The following is a 23,178-nucleotide window of genomic DNA, read 5'->3' as shown; positions in this document are numbered from 1 at the left end:
GTTTCACGAAAAAATGCGGTATACGTAGTTATTAAAAAATATACGTAACACTGAGCTGAAGGGGAATATTTGTCTATGGAATCAATCAGCTCTCAGCTGATAGTCATCTCCACTGCATGCTAAGTTTTTTTGAGGTTATCCTGCGGAAACGCTCGTTTTGCTCAAGCGCATCAGCAGGTAAAGACTCTTACGTCAACGTCGACTTAAACACGTTTTAAGACAAGGCAGAGTGATCATGGTTGAGGTCAATGAGGTCGTCGCTGTTAATCAATCCCGCACGCAAGGCGAGCTGAGTAAGCTCGAAACTACTGGTGCAGTTTAACTTCTCAAAGATGTTGCGGCGGTGAGAGTGGGCGGTCTTAGGCATTATGCGCAGTGCCTGTGCGACTTCCTTCACCAGCTTACCTTTGGCCAACAACATAAAGATTTCGCGTTCCCGGGATGTTAATACATCCAGATTTACGGTACTTTTGCCTTTTACGCTGTTGCTCAGGTTTACCAGGACATCCTGGCTTAGAAACGCATTGTTATTCATTACCTGATGAATAGCATTGATTATGTCGTCAGACGCTGTTCTTTTAGATAAGTAACCGTTTGCTCCGGCATTCAACGCTTCGGAAATATAAGGTTCCCGATCGTAAATACTGAATACAATGGACTTGATTGGCAGCGAGCGCTCAGACAGGTATCGAAGAATGTCAGTGCCGCTGCCATCCGGAAGGGAAAGATCAGTGATGATCAAATCAAATTGCTGGCTGTCCAGAACGCTTTTGGCTTCAAATACATTGGCGGCTTCTGCGCTGACTTCCAATGCATCTTCCACATTAATGAGCGCCTTGAACCCGCGTCTGACGATTTCGTGATCATCAACGAGCAGAACTCTTATGTTGCTATTATCCAAATTTTTCCATCCTGGTACTGCCTACACCTCTGGCGAGGGAAAAATGACTTCGTTCCTGCATGCTAGCTTAAAGCAAGTAGCGGCGTGTGTCATTTTCGCATTGGCCATGACCGTCAGTTATTTTATTTCAATAAGTATGGAGGCCATCGATAACACGACTAGCTGGTTTTTGCCGGCAGGTGTTCGTGTCTACGCATTTTTGCTACTCGATAAACGTTTCTGGCCCGCGCTGCTGGTTGGTGAATTCACGCTATTCGGTATGTCTGTTGATTATATTCATCACGGAAGTGCGGTGGTATCCGTTGCCGGTATGGTGGAGTATTTAACCGACCCATTAAGGGTCATTCCGCCACTAGGCGCTATGTTGGGCGTCGCCTACCTGCGCCATAAAAAGCCAAATCAGAATGCCATAGAAGTGAAATGGTGGCTTATGGCAATAATGGTGTGTATTACGTTTATCCAGGGGGTACTGCGCGCGCTTACCCATGCTGCGGAAGATGCACTGTCATTGTTACAAACGGCAGAATTGACAATCGGCTACTGGATTGGCGATTTGATTGGTTGTTTTCTGGTGTTGTCAGTCGTGCTTATCGTTTCGCAATCCCGAGGCCTCAGGTTGCTGCAAAAAGGCATAGTACTGGCTTTGTTAATAGCCGGGCTGGTGGCGTTGTGTGAACTGTTCGTCTGGTTAACCGGCGCATCGAATCCGTTCTATTTATTTAAACTGCTCACCTTGCTGGCTTTGCCTATATGCATTTATTACTACAATTTGCAGGGGGCGATGCTTGTCTTTTTAGGTGTATGTATTTCGTTGGTGCTGCTCAAACCCCAGGCGGTAGTGTTCTGGGAATTGCAGGTTTTCGTATTGTCGCTGGCTATCAGCGGCTTTTTAACGGGAAGTGCGTTTGAACTGGTTAAAGAAAAAACCAATAAATTGCGTGAAAGTGTCCTGACGCTCGAAAAAAACAATCGCGAAATAAAACGTCTGACCAAACAGTTGGCAACGGCGACTGATAAAGAAAGAGAGCGCCTCGCGCAGGAGCTTCACGATGATGTGGGTCAGTCCATCATTGGTTTGAAAACAGAAGTGAAGCTGGGTGAAAGGCTTGGTTTACCTGACGCGTTTTTGCAATCGCTGCGTAGCCAGATTGATTATATTTATACCAGCGTGTACGAGATCCTGTTTCAACTGCGTCCGAAAGAACTGGAGGATGTAGGACTGGCAGGTATTCTGACCGGTGAAAAGTTTTATGTGTTACTCAATAAAAACGGCATAACGTATGTGCCTGATGTTCACTTACAGCACACGCCAGACAAGGCGGTCGAAGCTGACTTGTTCCGCATTGCACAAGAAGCCATTAGTAACGTGATAAAACACAGTGGAGCATCCCGATGTGCTGTTCAGTTTAAAGAAACGGATACACACTGGCGTATGGCAATCAAAGATAACGGCCAGGGTTTTGACCCTGCGACGTGTAAGGCCGGACATGGCTTGCAAAGCATGCGAGACCGGTCTGCCCAGCACAATGCTGAATTGACAATAGAACGCCGAAACGGATGGACTCAAGTTCAGCTGTGTGTTGAGAAAAACCTCACCACGGATTAAACCGTTTTGTTCGATATGGAGGAGGAGCATAGCGCGCGTGAGCGCGCTATGGTGATGAGTGAGTGGCTATAAAATCGTCACAACTGCCAGTAAATACGTTGTCGATGAGATAGTGTATTTTCCAGCCTTCGGCTGTGTGGATCAGCTGAAAGCTGTTCACTCCACAGTGACTAAGTTCGCTATCCCGGTAGAAGACATAGGGCGTCCACACTGAGGCCAGGTTGCCACTTTGATGCACACTGACAGTCAGTAATTTTTCATCCAGAAAGGCGTTCGCCTGACCGATGGCTTTTGCAAACTTCCGGATGTCAGTGGTCTGCGTACTGCCGTCATTTTTGGCGCGTTGCAGTACGGCATCGGCCGTGAACTGCAACAGCAACTTTTGTTCATCATGGGCGCGCATCGCGTCGAACAGGTTGTCGACCGGGGCGATTGCATCATTCGCTAGCGCGCTACCAGCAACAACCCCCATCAGTGCAACAATGCCCTTTTTAAATGCCATTTTCACCTCGCTCAGTCCAGCGTAGAAAAGTGGATTGCGCTAGGGTAATCCGCATTGTGATAAATAGTGTGAAACGCTTTTACGAAGTCCTTTTCCTCGGCATGAAAAATGTTTTCAACATAGTTCTGCGGGTTAATATCCAGGAACGGGAACATACTGCTTTGGATCTGTATTTGTACTTTGTGCCCGCGTTTAAAGGTATGCAGCACATCGTAAAGGTCAAAGCGCACTTTGGTCGGTTTATTAGGCTCAAACGGCTTTGGATCTGACATGCTGTCTCTGAATCTGCCGCGTAGAGAACCCCAGCGAACCAGTTCATGGCGATTACCGGTTTTCGCATCGACTTTGTCGGTGTTTTCATCTTTCCCCGGGAACACATCCACCAGTTTTACAATGATGTCAGCAGCCGTTTTATTGGTTGAGAACCACAGGTCTAAATCAATGGCACCGGCGATGGTCAGGTCGTTTTCCAGCACGTCGGTTTCGAACACCAGTACATCCGGACGACGCGCAGCATAACGCTGGTCCTCAACCATGTATGGGCGATCCCAGCCGCGACTTACCTTGGCAGAGTGCGGAACCGGTTTGTTCGGGTCGCTGATATATTCACTGCTTCCGGTGTTGACCGCGGTGCTGACCAGTGACTCCTGACTGCCCAGATACAAAGTGTGTTCCTTTGCATCCTTAGGCGGCCACTGGTCGAATTTACGCCAGCGATTACTACCGGTTTCAAACATGGTGGCGGTGGCAAGTTTGGCGTCGTCAGCTTTTTTCAGATGCTGTTTAAAGAAGGGTAACAAGACTTCTTCCTGAAACCAGGCGCTGGTGTCGAAACCAAAGTCAGCTTCACCCAGCGACTTACCGCCACTGGTGCTGTTCCACTGTCCGTGATACCAAGGGCCCATTACCATTTTAATGTGCGACTTTTTGTTGTTATTGGACATGGTCTGATAGGTATACAGCGGGCCGTACAGGTCTTCGGTGTCGTACCAACCGCCTACAACCAGTGTCGCCGGCTTAGTTTTGTTCAGATGCTGCAGTACATCTCGAGCCTGCCAGTATTCATCGTAGTTAGGGTGCTCGGTCAGTTCATTCCAAAACGGTCGCTCGCCGTGAAAGTAGTGTTTGTTCACATTCGACAACGGCCCCAGATCTTTAAAGAACTGATAACCATCAGGCGTAATGGAATCCCTGCCTTTTTCGCGATGGGCCTGCGGGCCGTCCAGTTGCTTATCGAAGGAATCGAAAAAGATAAACGCCATCGGAGTAACAAACGCCCCATTGCGATGGAAATCGTCGAAGAACCAATCAGCGATAGGCGCCTGAGGTGAAATGGCTTTCAGTGCGGAATGGCTGTTAATGGAGCCAACTGACGTATAATAACCGGGGTAAGACGTGCCCCACATGCCTACGCGGCCATTGTTATTTGGCAGGTTGTTGACCAACCACTCTATGGTGTCGTAGGTATCCGTGGCGTCGTCAGTGGCTTTCTTGCCACGCTTATAGGCATCCTGAGGGCGCATGTTTACAAACTCGCCTTCAGACATAGATTTGCCGCGAACGTCCTGGAAAACAAAAATAAACTTTTCTTTTTCAAAGCGCTCACTTGGCCCTAAACGCGTCTTGTACTTGCTGACGCCATAGGGCGCGACCCGGTAAGGGGTGCGTTGCAACATAATCGGGTATGTCTGATTATCGTCGTTAGGCAGGTAAACAGAAGTAAAAAGCTTGATGCCATCCCGCATCGGGATCTGATATTCAAACTTGGTGTAGTTGGCCCTGATGTATTCCGCGCGTTTCTCGGCGGCATCGTCGGCTAGTGTTGTATTGGCAAAAGCCATGGGACTGACAGTAAAAATCAGCACGGCGAGGTGGATAATTAAAAAGCGCATAGGCATTTATCTCTTAGTGTCTGTTGGTTTGTGTCGTGTAGGTTTCAACACAGTATAAAACCAAACTGACAGGCCCGGCATGTAATGTGATTTGAATGGCTGGAAAAATAAGAGGAATCACTGAACTGTTATGCGGTATTTGCTTGTACAAACTGCAGAGCAGCTGCCCAGCGTTGTTATTCGCATAAGATATTCAGATAACGTTTGAGACAACAGCTTTAATTTCCGGTCTGTATACCAATGTAATGTGTGTTGGTTTGCAAAATATCGCAGGCCCTACCGACAGTAACAAATAAAAGGAAGCTAACCTATGACAGACAATTCGCAATATACGCCCCCTGACGTATGGCAACCTCCAAAGGATGACGGCAATAAGTGGGCGAGTATTAACAGACCGGTCTCCGGTGCCACCCATGAAAAAGCCAGGCAAACGGGTAGTCATGGTCTTCAGCTGTATTCATTGGCGACACCAAACGGGCAAAAAGTCACCATTATGCTGGAGGAGTTACTGGCGGCGGGCGTATCGGACGCTGAATACGACGCCTGGCTGGTGGATATCAGCGCTGGCGATCAGTTCTCGTCCGGGTTTGTTGAAGTGAACCCCAATTCGAAAATACCCGCTATGGTTGATACCACTACAACGCCTGCAACCAAATTGTTCGAATCGGGTGCTATATTGCAGTATCTGGCCACGAAATTTAATACGCTGATCCCTACCGAGCCGCAGGAAAAAGTCGCCTGCAATAACTGGTTGTTTTGGCAGATGGGGTCCGCGCCGTATTTGGGAGGCGGGTTTGGTCACTTCTACAGCTATGCCCCATACCCAATGGAATATCCGATTAATCGTTTTACTATGGAGACAAAGCGGCAGTTGGACGTACTGGACAAACATTTGGCAAACAATACCTACATGGCGGGTGAGACGTACTCCATTGCTGATATTGCTATATGGCCATGGTACGGCCAATTAGTGCTGGGGCGTCTGTATGACGCGGCGAACTTCTTGCAGGTCGATGAATACACGCATATACAACGCTGGGCGAAAAGTATAGACGCCAGGCCCGCCGTTCGCCGAGGCCGGATTGTCAATCGTACCTGGGGCGACGACGGGCAAGTACCCAATCGGCACAGCGCTAAAGATATCGACGAGGCATTAAAGAACCTGTGAGGAGATGCCACCATTAGTTACATCGATCACTCCGAAACGGTAGTGCCGGGCGTATCCTGCCCGGTTACTTTTTCTGCATTCTGATTCTCCTTTTTGCCAACATTCCTGATATCCCGCAGTTAGCGCCGCGTTGACACCTTCGATGACAATAATTGTGTTGAAAAATATGAAATTTCTCTGGCTCTGTAGTAGCGTTGCGGTATTGGACTTTACGTAACGACTTATCAGCAGATGCACAGGTAAGTCGATGTTTAACATTTACCAGTGAGGGTAATCGCGATATGACCCGTGTTTTTCAGATGGTAGGGACTGGCAGTTCGGACTCAGCCACTATGTTTAATACCAGTGCCGCGGTCGTCAGTGAGTCAGGCGCCTTTTTAATCGATTGTGGTCATACAATAAAACATGCCCTCAACGACAGTGGCATCGGTTTCGACAACATTTCGGGCATTTTTATCAGTCATGTGCATGGCGATCATGTTTTCGGGCTGGAGCGCGTAGGCTACGAGTATCTATTTCGTCTGAATCGCAAGGTGCCATTGTTTATTAAACGGGAAATTTATACTGAACTTTGGGATCAGACGCTGAAAGGCTCGATGGGACGAATTGGTGAAGGCGAGGCGACGCTGGAAGATTTCTTCGATGTCCGTTATATTACCGACAACCAGTTTGAGTTTGACGGCGTCAGCTATGATGTTTTCGCTGTCGATCACACGCCGGGTAAGCCCTGTTTTGGGATCTGCATTAACCGAAAAATACTTTACACCGCAGATACCCTGGCCATTCCGTCAATTGTTACTGACTACACTTATGATTACTGTTTTCACGATGTGTCGCTGCACGAGGGGAACCCGGTACATGCCAATCTGAGTTCACTATTGGCATACCCGCCGAATGTGAAGCAAAAGCTATATCTCATGAGTTATGGGGATGACTGGCAGGCGTTCGATAACACCGTGACTACGCATTTTGCAGGTTTTGCAAAACAGGGTATGACCATTGAGCTATAAAACGTTTCACTGCATTTTTACCGAGCCTAAGCATTCGCGTTTTTCTGTGTTACTCAATGAAAATAATGGGCTTCAATTCGTTTATTGGCTGGAATTAAAAAAGTTAGGCATTCGTCATCTCAGCCACGGTGAAGAGTTGTGTGCGCAGGCTTCACTAAAGCCACAGGACACCATTGAGCGCGGGTTGTTAATGAGTGCTGCAGTGTGTTTCGAGGCACCAGCCGCTGCCCCGGACATGTTGCTATTTGAGAATGAATCTTTTGACCAGCAGCGATTAGCGGATGCGTTGCAACAAAAAGCTGCACTCATCGTTTTCCGCCAATGTCGATTTGGCCTGGTGAATTTAGAAGGATTAACACTGGATACGACCTGCGCTTTCTTTGACTGTGATTTTGCGGAAGACTTCAGGCTCATTAGTTGCCGATTCCCCGGAAACTTGTGGTTTTGCAGCAGCCGTTTTAACAAACATTTCAGTCTGAAGTCGTCGCATATTGAAGCCAGTCTGCATTTGGAATCATGTGATTTTGGCGGTCCGGGCGGCGTGTCTTTACGAGGCCTTGAAGCCGAAAATGTATATATGGACTTCGGCGTTCAGGGGTGTGAAGACATAGTCTGGCTTAACGAGATCACGGTGCAAGGCGTGGTTTCCATTGGCGGCACTTTTTACAACGACATTGAAGTCATAGGCAATCAGGATGATGAGACGGATATTCAACGAGGCCGAATTGGGGCGATGTATATCGGTTGTGAGCTTTACGCGTCTGAAACGGCCAACACCACCTCGATTCAGGCAAAACTCGCGATTAAAAATTGCGATGTTGGCAGGCTAATCATAAATAATACTGCCATTAAAAACATGGCGCTGTCACAGTGTGAAACGGAAACAATTGGCCTTGTTGACTCGACGATTGAAAAGGACTTCAGCCTTTCGCAGGTAGAATTTTCACAGCCAGAATCCGCGTCGTTGTCTATACAACGCTCCTCGGTTGAACGACACATGCGGGTGTTCAACAACCGCGTTGTCGGCAATATTGTTCTGCAAAATTCAACTATCGATGGTAACGCTTACTTTGAAGATAACGAACTCGATAGGTGTAAACTGCAACTAAACCGACTGAGCGCTTCGCGTCTGGTGTTTTTGCCAATTCAGGAAATGTATGTCAAACAGCGCTACTTTCCTTTGTCACTGACCCCCAAGCAATTCATTGTGGAGGAACAGGAGAACGCTGATAAAACGGCAGAAATCTATTGTTCTCTGAAGAACTGGTTTAGCGATACCGGCCAACTGGATGCAGAAGATGATGCCTATTTCTTTATGCGCCAAAATCAGCCGCATTACGCTATTACGCGACTGTTATTCGGTCATATATTCGGGTGGGGCGTCAGGCTAAGGAATATTGCAATTTCCTCAACGGCAATAATTTTATTGTTTGTCGCGTTGTTTAAATTGTGCCAGCCTGACATGAGTTGGCTGGCGTCGTTTGCATTAAGTATTCAGGGATTTACTGGCAATTTCTTCGGCAAATGGCCGGATTACGAACCCAGCGGTTTAATTGCTGCTCTCACCGTGTTGGAGTCGGTTCTGGGGATTGTTTTTATTACGGTTTTTATTGGTGCCTATATCAGAAAATTACTTCGCTAATGGTGATGTGAATTCGAATGAAGGGTGCCTTCTCTAGCTACTTCACCGACGAATTTAAATGAGTCTTATCAAGTCAGGCGTCAATTGATTCCTGGCTTGAGGAGCCTCAAGCACACACTTTGTGTTGCCCACACAATGGCCGGGCGCACATTCGCTGCGCTAATATGTCTCGTAGACTACTAATATTCACAGTCAAAATAGGTTTTTTCAACCTTGCTTACGATAACGATGTCAGCCTGCAAAGCGATATTCGTGCTACTGCATTTCAAGTTAAACCTTGAGCTACCTTGTCATGCGACGAATGACAATGGCTTATCGTTGACAACGATGTCTATTGTGTTTTATTTTTCAACTCTATTTATACATTTTGTTAACAATGTTGCGGTATGGCGTAACGCGGTTTGGTCTGTTTAGCAAAACACAGGTGCAGATCGTTTTAACTTAAACAGAGTCGAGAATGTCAAAAAATACATATGATGCCATTGTAGTTGGCTCGGGTATCAGCGGGGGCTGGGCAGCAAAAGAGCTGACCGAAAAGGGTCTCAAGGTACTTATGCTTGAGCGAGGCGAAAACGTCGAGCACATTAAAGACTACACGAACATGAATAAGAACCTGTGGGACTATCCGCATCATGGCCGGCCGAGTCTTGAGGCCCTGGCGACAGAGCCCAATATGGCGCGAGGTAAAGGGTATCCCTTCAATGAGCCTACAATGGGAGCCTGGGCCAGTGCAACCACAGCACCGTACGTAGAGAAAGAGCCCTTTCAGTGGTTTCGAGCCTACCAGGTCGGTGGCCGTTCCTTGTTGTGGGGGCGTCAGTCTTACCGGTTAAATCCCGAAGACTTTGAAGCTAACGGCAAAGAAGGCATTGCGGTGGACTGGCCTATTCGCTATGAAGACGTTGCCCCTTGGTATTCCTATGTCGAAAAATTTGCCGGGATCTCGGGTAATCGCGACGGCTTAGACGTACTCCCTGACGGCGAATTCCTGCCCGCTTTTGCGTTCAATGCGGTAGAAAAAGATCTGCAGGCACGCCTGAAAAAGCAGTACAAAGGCGCGCGCGTCACATCATTATGGGACGCACCGCACACATTACTGAATCACGCCCTGAGCAGGGGCGGGTAAAATGTCAGCACCGCGACAAATGCTGGACCGGTTGCCCATTCGGCGGCTACTTCAGTACGCAGTCAGCTACGCTACCGGCGGCACTTAAAACCGGCAACCTGACCCTGCGACCGCTTTCAATTGTGAAAGAGCTGATTTACGACAAAGACAAAAAGCGCGTAACCGGCGTTGAAATTATCGACTCAGAAACAGGATTAACGGAAGTCTTTCACAGCAAAATTGTGTTCTTGAATGCCTCGGCGCTGAACTCAGCCTGGTTGTTGATGAATTCTGCGCGGGATGTGTGGGATAACGGTCTGGGTTCCAGTTCTGGTGAACTGGGCCATAACGTAATGGATCACCATTACATGCTGGGCGGTATGGCTGAAATAGACGGGCATCTCGACAAATATGTGTATGGCCGCAGGCCAACCGGCTTTTACATTCCCCGGTTTGCCAACTGGGGCAACGACAAGCGGGATTTCCTGCGTGGCTTTGGTTTCCAGGGTAATGCGTCGCGTTCTGATTTCAGCCGCAATGCTGACCAGCTAGGTATTGGCGCCAGCCTGAAAGACGGGTTGAGCGAGCCGGGCCCCTGGAGTGTGAGTACCGTAGGCTTTGGTGAGATCCTGCCGGATCACCGCAACAAGGTAACACTGAATCATGATGTGAAAGACGCGTGGGGTCTGCCCGTACTGGAAATGGATGCCAAAATCCGCAACAACGAACTGAAAATGCGTAAAGCCATGAAAGAAGACATTGTAGAGATGTTTGATAGCATTGGATTAAAAAATGCCACGGCCTGGGAGTCGACTTATCACATGGGTAAGGGGATCCACGAAATGGGCACAGCGCGCATGGGCCGCGATCCGAAAACCTCAGTGCTCAACAAGCACAATCAGGTATGGGATGCGCCAAACGTATTTGTTACCGACGGTGCCTGTATGACGTCCTCTTCCTGTGTGAATCCGTCTCTTACCTATATGGCACTGACTGCCCGGGCAGCTGACTTTGCTGTGGAAGAACTGAAGCGGGGGAACTTGTAATGGATCGCCGTGACTTACTCAAATTCATCGCTACAGCAACGGGCACCAGTTTCATTGCGTCTCCTTCTTTTGCGGTGTGGCAAACACAGCCCGCGTTAACACCAGTGAAAGACGCCGGGTTCGATGACAATACCGTCGCGTTGATCACGGAATTATGCGAAACCGTGTTACCTCGCACCGACACGCCGGGCGCTAAGGATGCAGGCCTGCCAGCTTTCTTCATTGGTATGGTCCGGGAGTGCTACACGCCGGAGCAACAGCACTTAATGGAAGCCGGGTTTAAAGACATCGATACCCGAAGTCAGCAGCAGTTTGGCAAAAGGTTTGTTGGTTTAACCGCGTCACAAAAGAACGAATTGGTGTCGTCTCTCGATACGGAAGCGCTGGCATTTAATAACAGTGAAGAAACCCCTTGGCGTGGTGAAGGGCACGAAGGTCTGCCCCATTATTTTACGCTGTACAAACAGCTAATGATTTTTGGCTTTTTCACGTCAGAAGTGGGAGCAACCCAGGTACTGCGCTTTGCCGAAGTACCAGGCGATTACAGAGATATTCTCTACAAAAAAGGGGATAAAGCGTGGATGACGGTGTGGCCGTTGTAAGGAACTAAAAAATGACAAAAAACAAAATGTTAAAACCAGTAATGGCTGCCACCCTGTCGCTTGGCGCTCTGCTTGTATCAGGTCATGCAGCAGCAAGCGAGGCGCTTACGGATTGTTCGCTGCGTGACGTGCCGTTCTCCAGCTCGTTGCCAGCCTACGATGTGGTAATGCGACCCAAAGCCAGGGCCATTGTCGATAAGCATTATCCAGGTGTGTTGGCTGCAATGCCTGCCTGGATTTTGAGTGAATCCATGCCATCATTCAGTACGCTGATTACATTGGACCAGATGTTAGCAAGAGCCGGTATAGAGGATGACGACACTGCCGCGGCAATGCGTAAAGAACTGTCAGCGCTTCCGGTTACCCGGGAAGATAAAATCGCCCGTTGTGCCCGCTTTGATGCCGACCCCGTGCAATTCGATTTGGGCGAGGAGCCGGTACAGGTACTGATTTATCAGAAGATCAATGGCTATGATCACGGTGACTCTGTTACTACCGCAACAGAAAACCTCACCAAACTGGCCCGTGAGATGGGCTACGGTGTATCCGTAAGTGCCAAAGGCAGCGCATTTACGCCAGACAACCTGGCTGAGTTTGATGTAGTGATATGGAACAACGTGAGCGGTGACACGCTGACGTTGTCGCAGCGCCAAGCCTTTGAAGATTATATGAATAACGGCGGTGGCTTCCTGGGAATTCACGCATCCGGTGGTGATTCCGTGTATTTTTGGGACTGGTACCGCGACGTGTTGGTTGGCGCTCAGTTTATCGGCCATCCACTGGGCGACAATTGGTTCCAGGATGCGTCGCTGGACGTTACGCACCACGACACGGGTGTGGCAGAAGGTATTCCGTCGCGTTGGGTACTCAATGACGAGTGGTATTCCTTCTCAGACAGCGTTTCCGGCAAAGGGTACGACATCGTTATGTCAATTGACGAAAGTACCTACACACCTGGCAAAGAGCTGGAAATGGGCGAGGACCACCCGTTGGTGTGGACACATTGCGTAGGAAAAGGCAGAGCCATGTACAGCGCCATTGGCCATCGCAAAGAAGTGTACAACGCCCCGCACAATATTACGCTGCTGAAAAACGGGATGAAATGGGCATCCGGGCAGGGCAACGATACCTGCAAATAGGTGAAATCCGCGTTAAGAATGTGTGGAAAGTAAGCTTGTTACTCCCACACATTCTCGACTTGGGGCCTAGCTATTTTTACTTCGCTGACACTTTTATTTTTTCAATGTCAGTGCTCGATTTCAATGAATCTTCATCCAATCGATAGTCAAGCTGAACACGCAGAGCCGTTTGACGCTGTGCCACGCCACCCTGAATACGAGGTTTGTATTGCCACTGGCTGAGTGCATTTATTGCACTTTTGTCAAAGGTGCCTTCGGGGAAGGAATCGACAATGTTGATGTTGTCGGTTTCACCACTTTCAGTGATATCAAATTGTAAAACCACGGAACCTTCGATTCCCTGTTTTGCTACTTCCATAGGATATACCGGGTCTACCCGCATTACGGGGGTAGCCTGGTTAACTTCGTTCTTCGGTGGTGGTGGCGGCACCAAGCTCGCTAATGCCGTGTTAGCGGTAAAAAGACTGCCGATAAGCAAGGCGGCAATACCAATTGCTTTGCTCGTGGCCACTGGCTGCTTGATTAAATTAATACGTTTTATCATGGTCGATTTATCTCCAAAAGTGGGGTACAGCGTGATGTTGCGTAGAGAGTGTTCAGCGCACTGCACAAGCGCTGTGGCATATAACACTTTTTCGGTTTTTGTTTTGTGTCTGAGCACTGTCGCATCGCAGGCTAGCTCCTGATTTATGCGGAAAGCACGCAAGGCAATCCACACCAGGGGGTTGAACCAGAATATCAACGCCAGGGCGAGAGCAAGTAAATTCCACAAATGGTCACGGTGCTGATAGTGCACATACTCGTGCTCCAGGATCATTGATTGTTGTATTGTGGTGAACTGGCGCTCGAAATCGTTGGGCAACAAAATTCGCGGTGTAGCAAAGCCAAATAGCATGGGTGTTGTTGCCACGCTGGATGTATAGGCTTTTTTATTGGCAAATTGAAACGACGGGGAATGTGCCACAGAAGTAAGTAGTCTTACGTAGTGAAATACGACGTAGGTGAAGATCACGGCCGCGCCCATTCCCCACGCTGCAAACAGTAAGTCGAACGAAGGTAGGTTGTTGGCCGGGCTCATAGTTACGATATAGCGCGTGAAGCTATCAGACACCGCGGGCAGTATCGTGTTCGGCAAGTTGTTCATAACCAGAACCAGCGGAACAAACAGCCAAAGCTGATAAGCGAGCTTCGCCCCTAGTTTTTCAGTTAAACACTTTTCCGAGAGCAACATCAGAAGCAGGGTTACAGACAATACGCCTTGCTGCTGGAGCAACCAATCAGTCATTGTCTTTCTCCCATTGCTGGATAAGCGCTTTAAGTTCTTCTACATCTTGTTTAGACAAGGTGTTCTGGTTGGCAAAGCCGGCAACCATTGGCGCGATTTTTCCTTTGAACAGGCGGCTTACAAAACTACTGGTTTCTTTTTTTGTGTATTCTTCACGCGCAATCAATGGGCTGTATAAGTACTGACGCTGTTGCTTTTCAAATCCAAGGACTTCTTTTTTCACCAGACGTCCCAGCAGGGTTTTAACAGTCTTTTCATGCCATTCTTTACGTTGGTTAAGTCGTGCAATAACGTCATTCGACGTAACAGGGTAGTCGTCCCAAATGACATCGAGTACATCAAATTCTGCATTAGAAATATCGGGGCGTTGATTGGTCACGTTGCTCACTCACTTAAGGATTACAATTGTAGTCTGCATTTAGATTACATGTGTAATCTTATAATGCAAGTGTTTATTGTTCAGTGACGAATAGTAAATGGCTGTGTATCTAAAATCGGTTAGCCGCCGTAGTAAGGTATATTTGCCAAACGTGATAGTGCGGTTTCTCTACTGCAAATGGATAAGCAACATGACATCTATCAACCTGAATACGGTATCCACTCACTCAGTGAAGATGGCCATTCAAAGGAAAGAATATTGAAAAAGTTAAATTTTATTATGTGTTTATTGGCTTTTGCACTTGGCAGTGCGAGTTCCAGAGCAGATGCCAATGATGCCGATGTGAGCGACTCACCCAACCGAAACCTAACCGGTTTTGAAGGGCTCAATGAACAACAGCCGCTTTGGGAAGTAGGTGTCGGCGGAGGCATGGTTGAGGTGCCCAACTACCCGGCATCTGGCGAAACCAACTCTGTGGCATTAGCTCTCCCCTATGTCATATATCGGGGCGACATATTCCGGTTAGGAGGGCAGGGTGGTGCAAGAGCGGTATTCTTTGAAAAGAGTGACTTTGAAGTCGACTTGAGTGTAAGCGGGGCGTTATCCGCAGAAAGCGAAGCAGGCAGCGCGCGTGAGGGCATGCCTGAACTCGATTTCATGTTCGAAATAGGCCCGCAACTTATTTATAAAATAAAAGACTACACCTTTAGCGGCGGAGGTAAGGCCAGGCTCAATGCACGCATGCAGGCCAGGGCTGTTTTCTCAACTGATTTTGGCAGAATTGACAGCAGGGGTTACGTTTTTGAGCCAACCATAAGGTATCAACAGCGCGGTGTATTTTTGCCAGATACCGGATTCAGCCTCGCGGCTCGCATGACCTGGGGTACCGAGAAGTTACATGATTACTTTTACCAGGTGTCGCCTGAATATGTAACCGCGTTGCGGCCTGCTTACGATGCCCGAGGTGGTTACCTGGGAGCTGAAATTTCCACCTCGCTGGCGTTTCCCATTGCAAAAAACTTGCGTGGCTTTTTGGGGGCGTCGGTGCAACTACATCATGGCTCCGCTAATGAGGGCAGTCCGCTTTACGAAGAAGACATTACTTACAGCTTTGGTGTGGGGTTCGTCTGGCGCGCTTACCAGAGTGAAGCTAAGTCGAACTGGTAGAAAGTCAAAGGCCCCCTCTCAGAAGTAGAGCGTCGTGTAAGTCTGCCTGTGTCATTAGCCTCGCCCGAGCACTGTTGACTCAAGGCCGGAATTTTCGTGCTGAATAGCCGGTATTGGGTAGAATTCAGGTATGAGATATTCAAAGTATTGTTAAAACACGCTATCTATAGTGCTCTGTGATAAACGGCTTGCTAACACTTCGGGAGAGTATTAATGGCATCAGACAATCCAAAATATCAACAAGGCATGGCGGTCAGACGCGAAGTGATGGGGGATGAATTTGTTGACAGGGCATTAAATTCAGCAAGTGATTTTACTCAGCCAATGCAGGACCTTGCTACCTCAAACGCCTGGGGAGAAGTGTGGGTAAGGGAAGGCATTAGTAAGAAAACCCGAAGTCTGGTAACCATTGCCACACTGGCGGCGCTTAAAGCCTCAAATGAATTAAAAGGGCATGTGCGAGGCGCCCTTCGAAACGGCTGCACGGTGCAGGAAATTCAGGAAGTGCTGTTGCACTCAGCCGTGTATTGTGGAATGCCTTCAGGTCTGGAAGCATTCCGCGCCGCTGACGAGGTTATTCAGGCCTGGATAGCGGATAATCCATAGCCAAGCCTGATGTTGATTACGTTTTTTAGCGGCGTCATTCGTTACTGAGCCCCGGCAGTCACTTTCAGGATCAACGCTGCGTCCTGACTAAAATCAAACAAGTACGGTTTTTGTGTGGCTACGGCCGGTTTGTTTTCCTTTTTCTTCAGGCTGAAGCCCCGACTGCCAGCGTTAAATTCACCTTTCGACAGGGCAACACTGATTTGCGGCACCCGCTGTGCGCCATATTGCAACCACTCCAGGGCGCCGACTTGCTTGTCCTGTGGCAAAAAGTCAGCCTGATCGTCTTGTAAGCCTTCAACCAACAGGGCGTAACTCAAAAATCCGTGCTGCAGATTATCGCTTTCCATGGCGAATTGTTCGGCCTGACTTGCGGTTAAAAACAGCATGGCTTTATCGTAGGCGAGTTGCCCTAATCCGCGGCTGCCCATAGGGCCGGGCTTAAAATTACTTGAGGCGATACTGGCGGCAGAATGACAGGCATCGACCACCATGACCATTTGTTGCACGTCCAACGGCCTGAGCCAATGAGACAGTTCGTCGCTCGACAACGCGTTATTGAGGACCTGTTGATTTATTTGCCGCTGTGAACCGCTGCCAATATCTTCCAGTAAAAAGTAAAACTGCCCATTGTCGTGCACGTATCCGTGTCCGCTAAAGGTAACAAACAGCACATCGTTAATGTCGGCCTTTATTGGTCGGCCATTGGCATCCATAAACGTGCCGGCGTGCAATTGTTCAACAACCTGGTGAAGTTGCTTTTTAGTTGCGCGTCGGTCCTGCCCCGGTGCGGAAATAAGGGGGATGCGGATCACGTCATCAAACGCATTCAACGCCTGCATAGACGCACCCAGGGTTTGTTCCATCACGAGGGCGTCATTGGCGGCATAACGCAAGTTCCAACTCGGGTTTTCGTATTCGTTTACGCCGATGCTGATCACAATCGCCAGACGGGGAGAGTACCGCTGTGAGTCACTGGGTTTGTAGGTCACAACACTCCGCTCGCTGCGCACCCCGTCCTTGTTAAATGCATAGGCGCTGAAAGCGAGTTCGGACACGTTGGGGGGAATGGCGATATCGTCAAAGGTGAGGGTTGTTTGTGTTTTATCTGCCAGCGCATCTCCGTCATTTTCGGGATAAAACCCTACAAGCTGACCATTGCGGAAAACCCGAACGTCTTCGGCGCCGGAGTGTGCGCTGGCGCCCTGCACATTTTCCACTTTGACGGTGATACGTGCCTTACCATCAGACTGGGTTTCTACCGAAACAATGTCCACTTTGGGGGGTACCCGATTCAAATCAGACAGTGAGGTGGGCAGTTGAAGTATTTCTCCAGCCAGCAATCGGCCAAACAAACCGGGCTGATAAAAGTCGCGCATAAAAGCTTCCAGCGGCAATGCCTGGCGAGGTTCGTCAGCCATCACCCAACTTACTGCCGGGATATCACCTGGGCGATTACTGTCGTAGAAACCGCGCTGGTCCACTACCAGAAAGCCACTGTCGGCCAGATGCATCAGAGATAACAGAGGGGCGTTTTGTTGTGTCGGCCACCACAATATGCGTCCATCAACGGTAGCCATTAACAGCGTGCGATTGTTGGCCGTTTGAACTAATTGCATCAGTTGACCTGATGTGACCCAATGCTGCTCTACCTGTCCGTCTTGTAAACGAATGCGATAAATAAAACTGGACTCCTCGCCATCCACTTCCACCAATACTGCGAGCTTATCCGGAGTCATGTTTAGCGAAGAAATATCTCCAACGGTAGAATCCCACTGCCAGGACACACTGCCGTCAGGTGCATAGCCACGCAGCTTTTCATACCGGCCTTGTACCCTTTGTAATGTGGCAGGTAAATCGCTCAACAACGTGAGTGCTGGGGTGGGGGAAGACATCTCATATTCAACATCGAGGGTATTGAGTTGTTCTCCCGTGGCAGCGTCAACATATATCAGTTGCCCGGGGTTGCCATAGCCGTTGGATTTCACAAAAACCAACCGGTTGTGTTGGGTATCCGGTGCTAACCAGCTGTCCTGGCTGTGCACATCTACCAGGGACAGTGTATCAAGTGACCCCGGGTTCATTTGACGCACCTTATAAACCCGCTCATCGCCGTAGTAACCGTTTGTTTCTAATGCCCACAGTGAGTCTTCATACCACCACAAGGTTTCCACGTCCGGCGAGGTTCCATCAGGCCAATCGGGTAGTCTGACTTCCTTGGTATACGGCTGTTGCGACAACTCTGTTACCTGAATACGCTCTCCCAAAACTTGCCATAAATAGCCATTCTGACTGAGCATGTGGTCCAAACTGGGTAGATTCAGCAAGGTTTCGCTGCGACCGGATTGCAAATCCCATCGATTCAATTGCCATTCTACATCCCACGTGTTTTTAGTCCGGGCTCCTTGCGTTATTGTCCAAAGCCACTGGTTTTCTTCATCCAGCATAATGTGTTTGACCGCATCGGTGTCCAGCCGGTATTCCTCTTGTGGACTGCCATCACGGCTCACTTGCAACTGGTTTTCACTGGATTGAACAACGATCTTGCCGGTCAGATCCTCGGCGTATAGCACTCTGTTAGATTGAGTAGACTGGGCGTAATCAATACAGGAAATACGGCACCCAGCGAGCTCGCTGCCGATGTTGGAATTGAATTCAGTCTCAGTCATCCAATCAACCACCTTGGTTAACTGATCGGTTATTGGTGACCAACGATAAGCGGTGAATTCCTTTGACTCTGCTTCGTCGCGATAAAATGTCAGCAGAAATTCATCGCTGTGTTTCCCAGCTGTTATTTCCGGCAGCATAATGAATTCAGAGGTTTGCACGGAAAAGTATTCTGATTGCCTGTAAATCAAAGGCTGGCCGGTTGTGGTGTCCCATACTGCTACGCCGCCGTCACCTGTCATGGCCAGGTAGCGGCCACTGGTGGTGAGTGCCATACCAGTCCGACCGTTGGAAGGGCCGGGGTAATAGGTTGCCAGCAGTCTGCCGGTGTCAATGTCCCACTGGCGTACTTTTTGTTCAAGCTGTCCCGATACAGTAAAAAATGACTTACCATCGGCCGGAATACGTAACCATTGCACCACTTCACTGCCGACTTGGACATCGCGCAGCGTTCGGCCGTTTTGCGTTTGCCATAAAGTACAACGGCCGCTGGATAAACAATGAATGGCTACTTGCCCGTCCGGTGTGACGGCCAGTTGGTTGATTGCACGTAACCAGCTTTGCTGGCCTTTGAGGTGTTTACCTACAGTCAGTGCCGGGAGTGGATTCTTGCCTTGAGCCGTTGTACTTACAAGGTACACACTGCTGTCTTGTAGTCCATTTAACCGACCGGAAAAATAGTCAGTATGAAAGGTATCGAAGAATTTAGGGCGCAGCATGGATCTGTTAATTTGCAACGCAAAGTCCGGACTGGTTTCGCTGGCCTCAATGGCTTTACTGGACAGTTTGACCATTTCGTCGTCGACCTTAAACCCTTTTTCAACCCACGAGAGGTTTTGCTTCGCTTCTGCGATTTGCTGATGTGTTGCTTGCCATAGGGCCAGATAGTAGTGATATAAACCTGCCGACTCTTTGTCGTTATTACTGCCTAATTCATCGTCGGCGAGCATGGGAAGCCATTCACCTAATGCTTGTTGGTCAGCGTTCAGCTCGGCAACATAGGCCAGGTTCTCGCGTATACGAAAAGTGCTAAAATTGAATCCGGAATGGTAGCGTGTAGCCCACTCTTCGTTGTTGGCTTGTTGGTGCAGAGCCAGCAAATTTTGATAAACGCTTGTTGGGTCTGATTGCGGCAGTCGTAATAACTGTAGGTTCACTTTCCAGTTGAGTAGCTGTTGTTCATTACCGTAGCGTTCTATAAAGGGCTGCATCTCTTCATACACTTTGGCGGCTTTGGCTGAGTTACCCCGGTTAAACTCATAAATGGCATATTTTTCATAGAGCACCGCCATTTCTTGCCAGGTTAATTCTTGCCCGCCTTGCTCAGCATACGTTTTAATTCTTTGTTCAAATTGCCGTTCGGCCTCTCTAATACCTTTATCCAATCCGGCTTTTAGTGCCACGGTGAAGCGCTGTAAAGCAATGTCTAAAAGAAGTTTTGCATCGCCGTTGGCGAGGTTCTCGGCTTGAGTGAAGTTTTGATAAGCCTTGATCACGTCCGGATGTCCCGGCGCATTAGGCAAATTAACCGTGCTGTCTTCAAGTAACAATTGCACAGCCTGTTTATACAATCCGTGTTCAATGGCAAGCTCGCGAGCGGCCAGTTTGTCCGCAAAAAACTGTGATGTGTCTAAGTTGTCTCCTTGCTCACATTCATCACCACCGGCATAGATACGAAGAAAATTGACCCATTGCGGCCATAATTCACGGGACTTCGCATATTCTTCCAACTGCTTGCGAGTTTGAAGACGAGCCTCAAGCTGCTGTGGATCGCATTGTCGCTGCTCCCGGGGCAGACTAAACTGCGCATTCCTCTCGTTGTTGCGCAAAGTCAGCAATATGCCAAACTTCTGTTCTAACAACTTAAATTTGGTAATAGGGGCTACTTCGGGAAGTTGTCCAAATACGTTGTCTATAACAGTAATGACCTGGTTTAGTACTTCCGGATTAAAGGTGTTGGCCATTACTGTTGCTTCAACCCGGGCCAGCAACATAGCCCACTTCCGGGGATTGTGGTCTGCGGCCATGTAGCTCTCCAAGGCCATATTAACCAGTACGTTGAAACTATTTACTCGAACATAATACTCTCGGTCTGAAGGGCTAGTCTGGCTTATCAGATTTCGTAGCAATAAAGCGCCTGCTTCCGCCAGGTAACCTTTTTTGAGCATGAACTCTTTTTGTTCTTGCTCTGTGGTTGGTAAAGGTGACTGCGCCATATTGATAAGTTGATCAGAGAGCACTCCGACACAGTCAGTGACGCTTAATTGTTTGCTGTCACACTGTTCGGATAGTAGTTGGGTTATCTCGGGCGGTGGGGTGTCGTAGTCGGGGTCGGGCGTACGGTTATCAGCGTCTTGGGCCAGCGCCGACAAACTGAAAAAGCACACAAAGATGAACAAACCGAGCCTGATTTTTTTACTCATAGTAATCACATGTCAACACTACCCAATTCACGGTAACATAAAACAAAGGGAGTAAACATGCTTCGACAAAGCGCTGAATGTGCATGCAACGGCTAATGTAATGTGGCACATTCAGGTAGCGGTTTAATTTCTTGTTTACATGCGGTAATCAGGCAGATATGTTGCCATACTGGCATAGATATCAAGCATGTACTGATAGCAACTGCGAATTCTTGAACAAAGCTGGGCGAGGTGCATGGTTATGTTCATTTGCAGACAGAGTAGGAGAAACTGTTGTTTCATAGGATTGAATCGTCGGGAAGACGTCTCTGGCGTTCCTCGTGGCAGCCCGTTATAACCTGGCTGTTGCTGCTACTGCTAGGGTATTGGCTTATTTTTTCCGACCCCTTTGGCTTGGGCGGGATCAGTGACGATGCTTCGCAAAAAACCATTTACCGCCTTAGCGCCAATCTTTATGACCATTCGAAAGGTCAGGAAAATATTGTGGTCGTCGTGTTTAATGACCGCAGCATTGAGAATCTCTACCCCTCATTTCTGCAATCGAATGACTGGCCTTTGAGCTATCAGGACCAGGTCGGTTTGCTTACCACTGTCATGGCACAAGCACCTTCAGCCATTTTTTATGACGTGATGTGGATGAAACGCCGGTCTATGGACCCAGGGTTTGAACGCGCCATTACAGCCTTGAAACTGAATCAGCAAGCGACCGGTGTGCCCCTTTTTTTCGCAGCGGGCACCGCGACCGATCTACAGAAAAACAACGTCATTACACAGCTTGAGGAAACGGTTACGCCGGTGATCACGGCCTGGGATGACGCTGGTGATGACTATCCATTACTGTCTGGCACTGAACCCTCAGCAGGGTTCGCTTTGTATCAGCACTACTGCAAGCAGCAGAACTGCGCAACGTCACCTGAACTGTTCGAAGACAGAATGAGTGTGCGTTGGAGTAGCTATGTCGCCCCGGCACTGCCTCATCGCCAAAACCAATGTGAAGAACCTCAGCAAAGCATGATTGCCAGCGCTATTTCAATTGGCAGTGACATTGTTAGCAGCGCTTTTCATCAGGATTGGATGGAGAGTGAACATAAGCCAGTCTGTCTGTCACATCAAATACTGTTTTGGGACGAAGTGGTTGCCATGGCAAGGTCAGAAGAAGACAGTGTTCGGCAGCAACTTAAATCACTGCTGGCAGGTAAGCTAGTGTTGGTCGGCGGGCAAATTGAGGGAGTGTATGACTTTGCTGAGTCACCCGTGCATGGCACGGTGCCCGGGGTAATGATGCACGCGATGGCACTGGATAACCTGCTGAATTACGGGCCGGAATACCTGCGAAACAGTGATTTGGCTGGCTGGTGGCTATTGGCCTACTGGGGCGTATTTGCGCTATTTTTAACGTCGATTAACTACCCCGGCTTAACTCATCCATTGTTAGTGCGTGCAAAGGACCATTATCGGGTAGTAGGGCTGTTGTTCGCATTGACGCTTATTTTGCTTAATATGAAGCTCTGGCATTTTGCGCCATCGGGTTGGATATCGCTGTTGGCACTTGGGTTTGCAGGGCAAAAATTCCTGCAGGGCATGTCTGAACGCTTTTCTACGGTAGAGAAAACAGATGCGAGCTAGGATAGTGAAATGGTTGATAGCGCTCACGTTTGTTTGTTGTTGCACACAAACGCATGCAGAGGAAGAAAGTCAGCCCTTACTGATTTCTGAGTGGCTGTTGCCGGTCATTGATGCTGAGATGAATAATGGTGTGGTAAAGTTCCTTAAGCGCAGCGAGCTGCCGTCGCCACCGATTATGGTGCGGGCCGAGGATAAGAATCGTATTCAGGTATTATTGCGAAAACCCAGGGGGTGGTATTGGATCCCTCGGCATGCGGTTCGCTTAAATACTGAAACAGTATTGCAACTAGTTTGCCAGGACAATTTAAAGAGCAAACAACAGGAATACCGCGGCTATGCTATGCGCGGAAACGAAGCAGACGTGCCCGTGATTGCTTGTATTAGCACCGAAGCAGAAAACTAGAACCTGGGA

General features: G+C 48.7%; 16 protein-coding genes and 1 pseudogene. 11 read left to right on the top strand and 6 right to left on the bottom strand.

Annotation, left to right across the window (positions count from 1 at the left end):
• Positions 1 to 214 precede the first annotated feature (214 nt).
• A complete protein-coding gene (locus BUB81_RS13925; RefSeq protein WP_084526552.1) occupies positions 215 to 901 on the bottom strand; it encodes a response regulator transcription factor in 687 nt (228 codons plus the stop codon).
• Here BUB81_RS13925 and BUB81_RS13920 point away from each other — a divergent pair.
• Positions 885 to 2,507 carry an ATP-binding protein gene (locus BUB81_RS13920; RefSeq protein WP_084526550.1) on the top strand — a complete coding sequence of 541 codons (1,623 nt, stop codon included), beginning with the start codon at positions 885 to 887 and terminating at the stop codon, positions 2,505 to 2,507. The two genes, BUB81_RS13925 and BUB81_RS13920, sit on opposite strands and share 17 nt — an antisense overlap.
• Before the next feature lie 46 nt (positions 2,508 to 2,553).
• On the opposite strand, the gene BUB81_RS13915 is transcribed toward BUB81_RS13920, so the two are convergent.
• Both BUB81_RS13915 and BUB81_RS13910 read right to left on the bottom strand, forming a co-directional pair.
• Positions 2,554 to 3,009, bottom strand: coding sequence for a hypothetical protein (locus BUB81_RS13915; protein WP_084526548.1), 456 nt, complete (start codon positions 3,007 to 3,009; stop codon positions 2,554 to 2,556).
• 11 nt (positions 3,010 to 3,020) lie between these two features.
• Positions 3,021 to 4,901 carry a CocE/NonD family hydrolase gene (locus BUB81_RS13910; RefSeq protein ID WP_139241588.1) on the bottom strand — a complete coding sequence of 627 codons (1,881 nt, stop codon included), beginning with the start codon at positions 4,899 to 4,901 and terminating at the stop codon, positions 3,021 to 3,023.
• Between the two features lie 310 nt (positions 4,902 to 5,211).
• Here BUB81_RS13910 and yghU point away from each other — a divergent pair, with 310 nt between their 5' ends.
• The 6 genes and pseudogenes from yghU (at position 5,212) to BUB81_RS13880 (ending at position 12,613) form a co-directional block, all read left to right on the top strand.
• Positions 5,212 to 6,069 carry a glutathione-dependent disulfide-bond oxidoreductase gene (yghU, locus tag BUB81_RS13905; protein WP_073323743.1) on the top strand — a complete coding sequence of 286 codons (858 nt, stop codon included), beginning with the start codon at positions 5,212 to 5,214 and terminating at the stop codon, positions 6,067 to 6,069.
• A gap of 281 nt (positions 6,070 to 6,350) precedes the next feature.
• Complete coding sequence (locus tag BUB81_RS13900) at positions 6,351 to 7,079, top strand: MBL fold metallo-hydrolase (RefSeq protein ID WP_073323741.1); 729 nt, start codon at positions 6,351 to 6,353, stop codon at positions 7,077 to 7,079.
• Positions 7,069 to 8,721 carry a hypothetical protein gene (locus BUB81_RS13895; protein WP_073323739.1) on the top strand — a complete coding sequence of 551 codons (1,653 nt, stop codon included), beginning with the start codon at positions 7,069 to 7,071 and terminating at the stop codon, positions 8,719 to 8,721. Before BUB81_RS13900 ends, BUB81_RS13895 begins: the two co-directional genes overlap by 11 nt.
• Positions 8,722 to 9,178: 457 nt before the next feature.
• A pseudogene (locus BUB81_RS22535) lies at positions 9,179 to 10,872 on the top strand (GMC oxidoreductase).
• Complete coding sequence (locus tag BUB81_RS13885; protein ID WP_073323737.1) at positions 10,872 to 11,474, top strand: gluconate 2-dehydrogenase subunit 3 family protein; 603 nt, start codon at positions 10,872 to 10,874, stop codon at positions 11,472 to 11,474. Before BUB81_RS22535 ends, BUB81_RS13885 begins: the two are co-directional and overlap by 1 nt.
• A gap of 11 nt (positions 11,475 to 11,485) precedes the next feature.
• Positions 11,486 to 12,613, top strand: coding sequence for a ThuA domain-containing protein (locus BUB81_RS13880; RefSeq protein WP_084526546.1), 1,128 nt, complete (start codon positions 11,486 to 11,488; stop codon positions 12,611 to 12,613).
• A gap of 76 nt (positions 12,614 to 12,689) precedes the next feature.
• On the opposite strand, the gene BUB81_RS13875 is transcribed toward BUB81_RS13880, so the two are convergent.
• Positions 12,690 to 13,898 carry a M56 family metallopeptidase gene (locus BUB81_RS13875; RefSeq protein WP_073323735.1) on the bottom strand — a complete coding sequence of 403 codons (1,209 nt, stop codon included), beginning with the start codon at positions 13,896 to 13,898 and terminating at the stop codon, positions 12,690 to 12,692.
• Positions 13,891 to 14,277, bottom strand: coding sequence for a BlaI/MecI/CopY family transcriptional regulator (locus tag BUB81_RS13870; protein WP_073323733.1), 387 nt, complete (start codon positions 14,275 to 14,277; stop codon positions 13,891 to 13,893). The genes BUB81_RS13875 and BUB81_RS13870 overlap by 8 nt, the downstream gene beginning before the upstream one ends.
• A gap of 177 nt (positions 14,278 to 14,454) precedes the next feature.
• On the opposite strand from BUB81_RS13870, the gene BUB81_RS13865 reads away from it, so the two are divergent.
• Together BUB81_RS13865 and pcaC are read left to right on the top strand one after the other, a co-directional pair.
• Entirely contained in the window at positions 14,455 to 15,444 is a 990-nt protein-coding gene (locus tag BUB81_RS13865; RefSeq protein WP_245819210.1) for a MipA/OmpV family protein, read from the top strand.
• Between the two features lie 213 nt (positions 15,445 to 15,657).
• On the top strand, positions 15,658 to 16,050 hold the full coding sequence (pcaC, locus tag BUB81_RS13860; RefSeq protein ID WP_073323731.1) for a 4-carboxymuconolactone decarboxylase: 393 nt from the start codon (positions 15,658 to 15,660) through the stop codon (positions 16,048 to 16,050).
• Positions 16,051 to 16,091: 41 nt separating this feature from the next.
• On the opposite strand, the gene BUB81_RS13855 is transcribed toward pcaC, so the two are convergent.
• A complete protein-coding gene (locus tag BUB81_RS13855; protein WP_073323729.1) occupies positions 16,092 to 21,140 on the bottom strand; it encodes a caspase family protein in 5,049 nt (1,682 codons plus the stop codon).
• A 273-nt stretch (positions 21,141 to 21,413) separates the two neighbouring features.
• Between BUB81_RS13855 and BUB81_RS13850 the strand changes: the two genes are divergently transcribed.
• A complete protein-coding gene (locus BUB81_RS13850) occupies positions 21,414 to 22,766 on the top strand; it encodes a CHASE2 domain-containing protein (protein ID WP_175555810.1) in 1,353 nt (450 codons plus the stop codon).
• On the top strand, positions 22,756 to 23,169 hold the full coding sequence (locus tag BUB81_RS13845) for a hypothetical protein (RefSeq protein WP_139241587.1): 414 nt from the start codon (positions 22,756 to 22,758) through the stop codon (positions 23,167 to 23,169). Before BUB81_RS13850 ends, BUB81_RS13845 begins: the two co-directional genes overlap by 11 nt.
• Positions 23,170 to 23,178 lie beyond the last annotated feature (9 nt).

This window comes from Marisediminitalea aggregata (genome assembly GCF_900129565.1).
Classification (GTDB): domain Bacteria; phylum Pseudomonadota; class Gammaproteobacteria; order Enterobacterales; family Alteromonadaceae; genus Alteromonas; species Alteromonas aggregata.
This window is presented reverse-complemented; position numbering and strand designations above follow the sequence as displayed.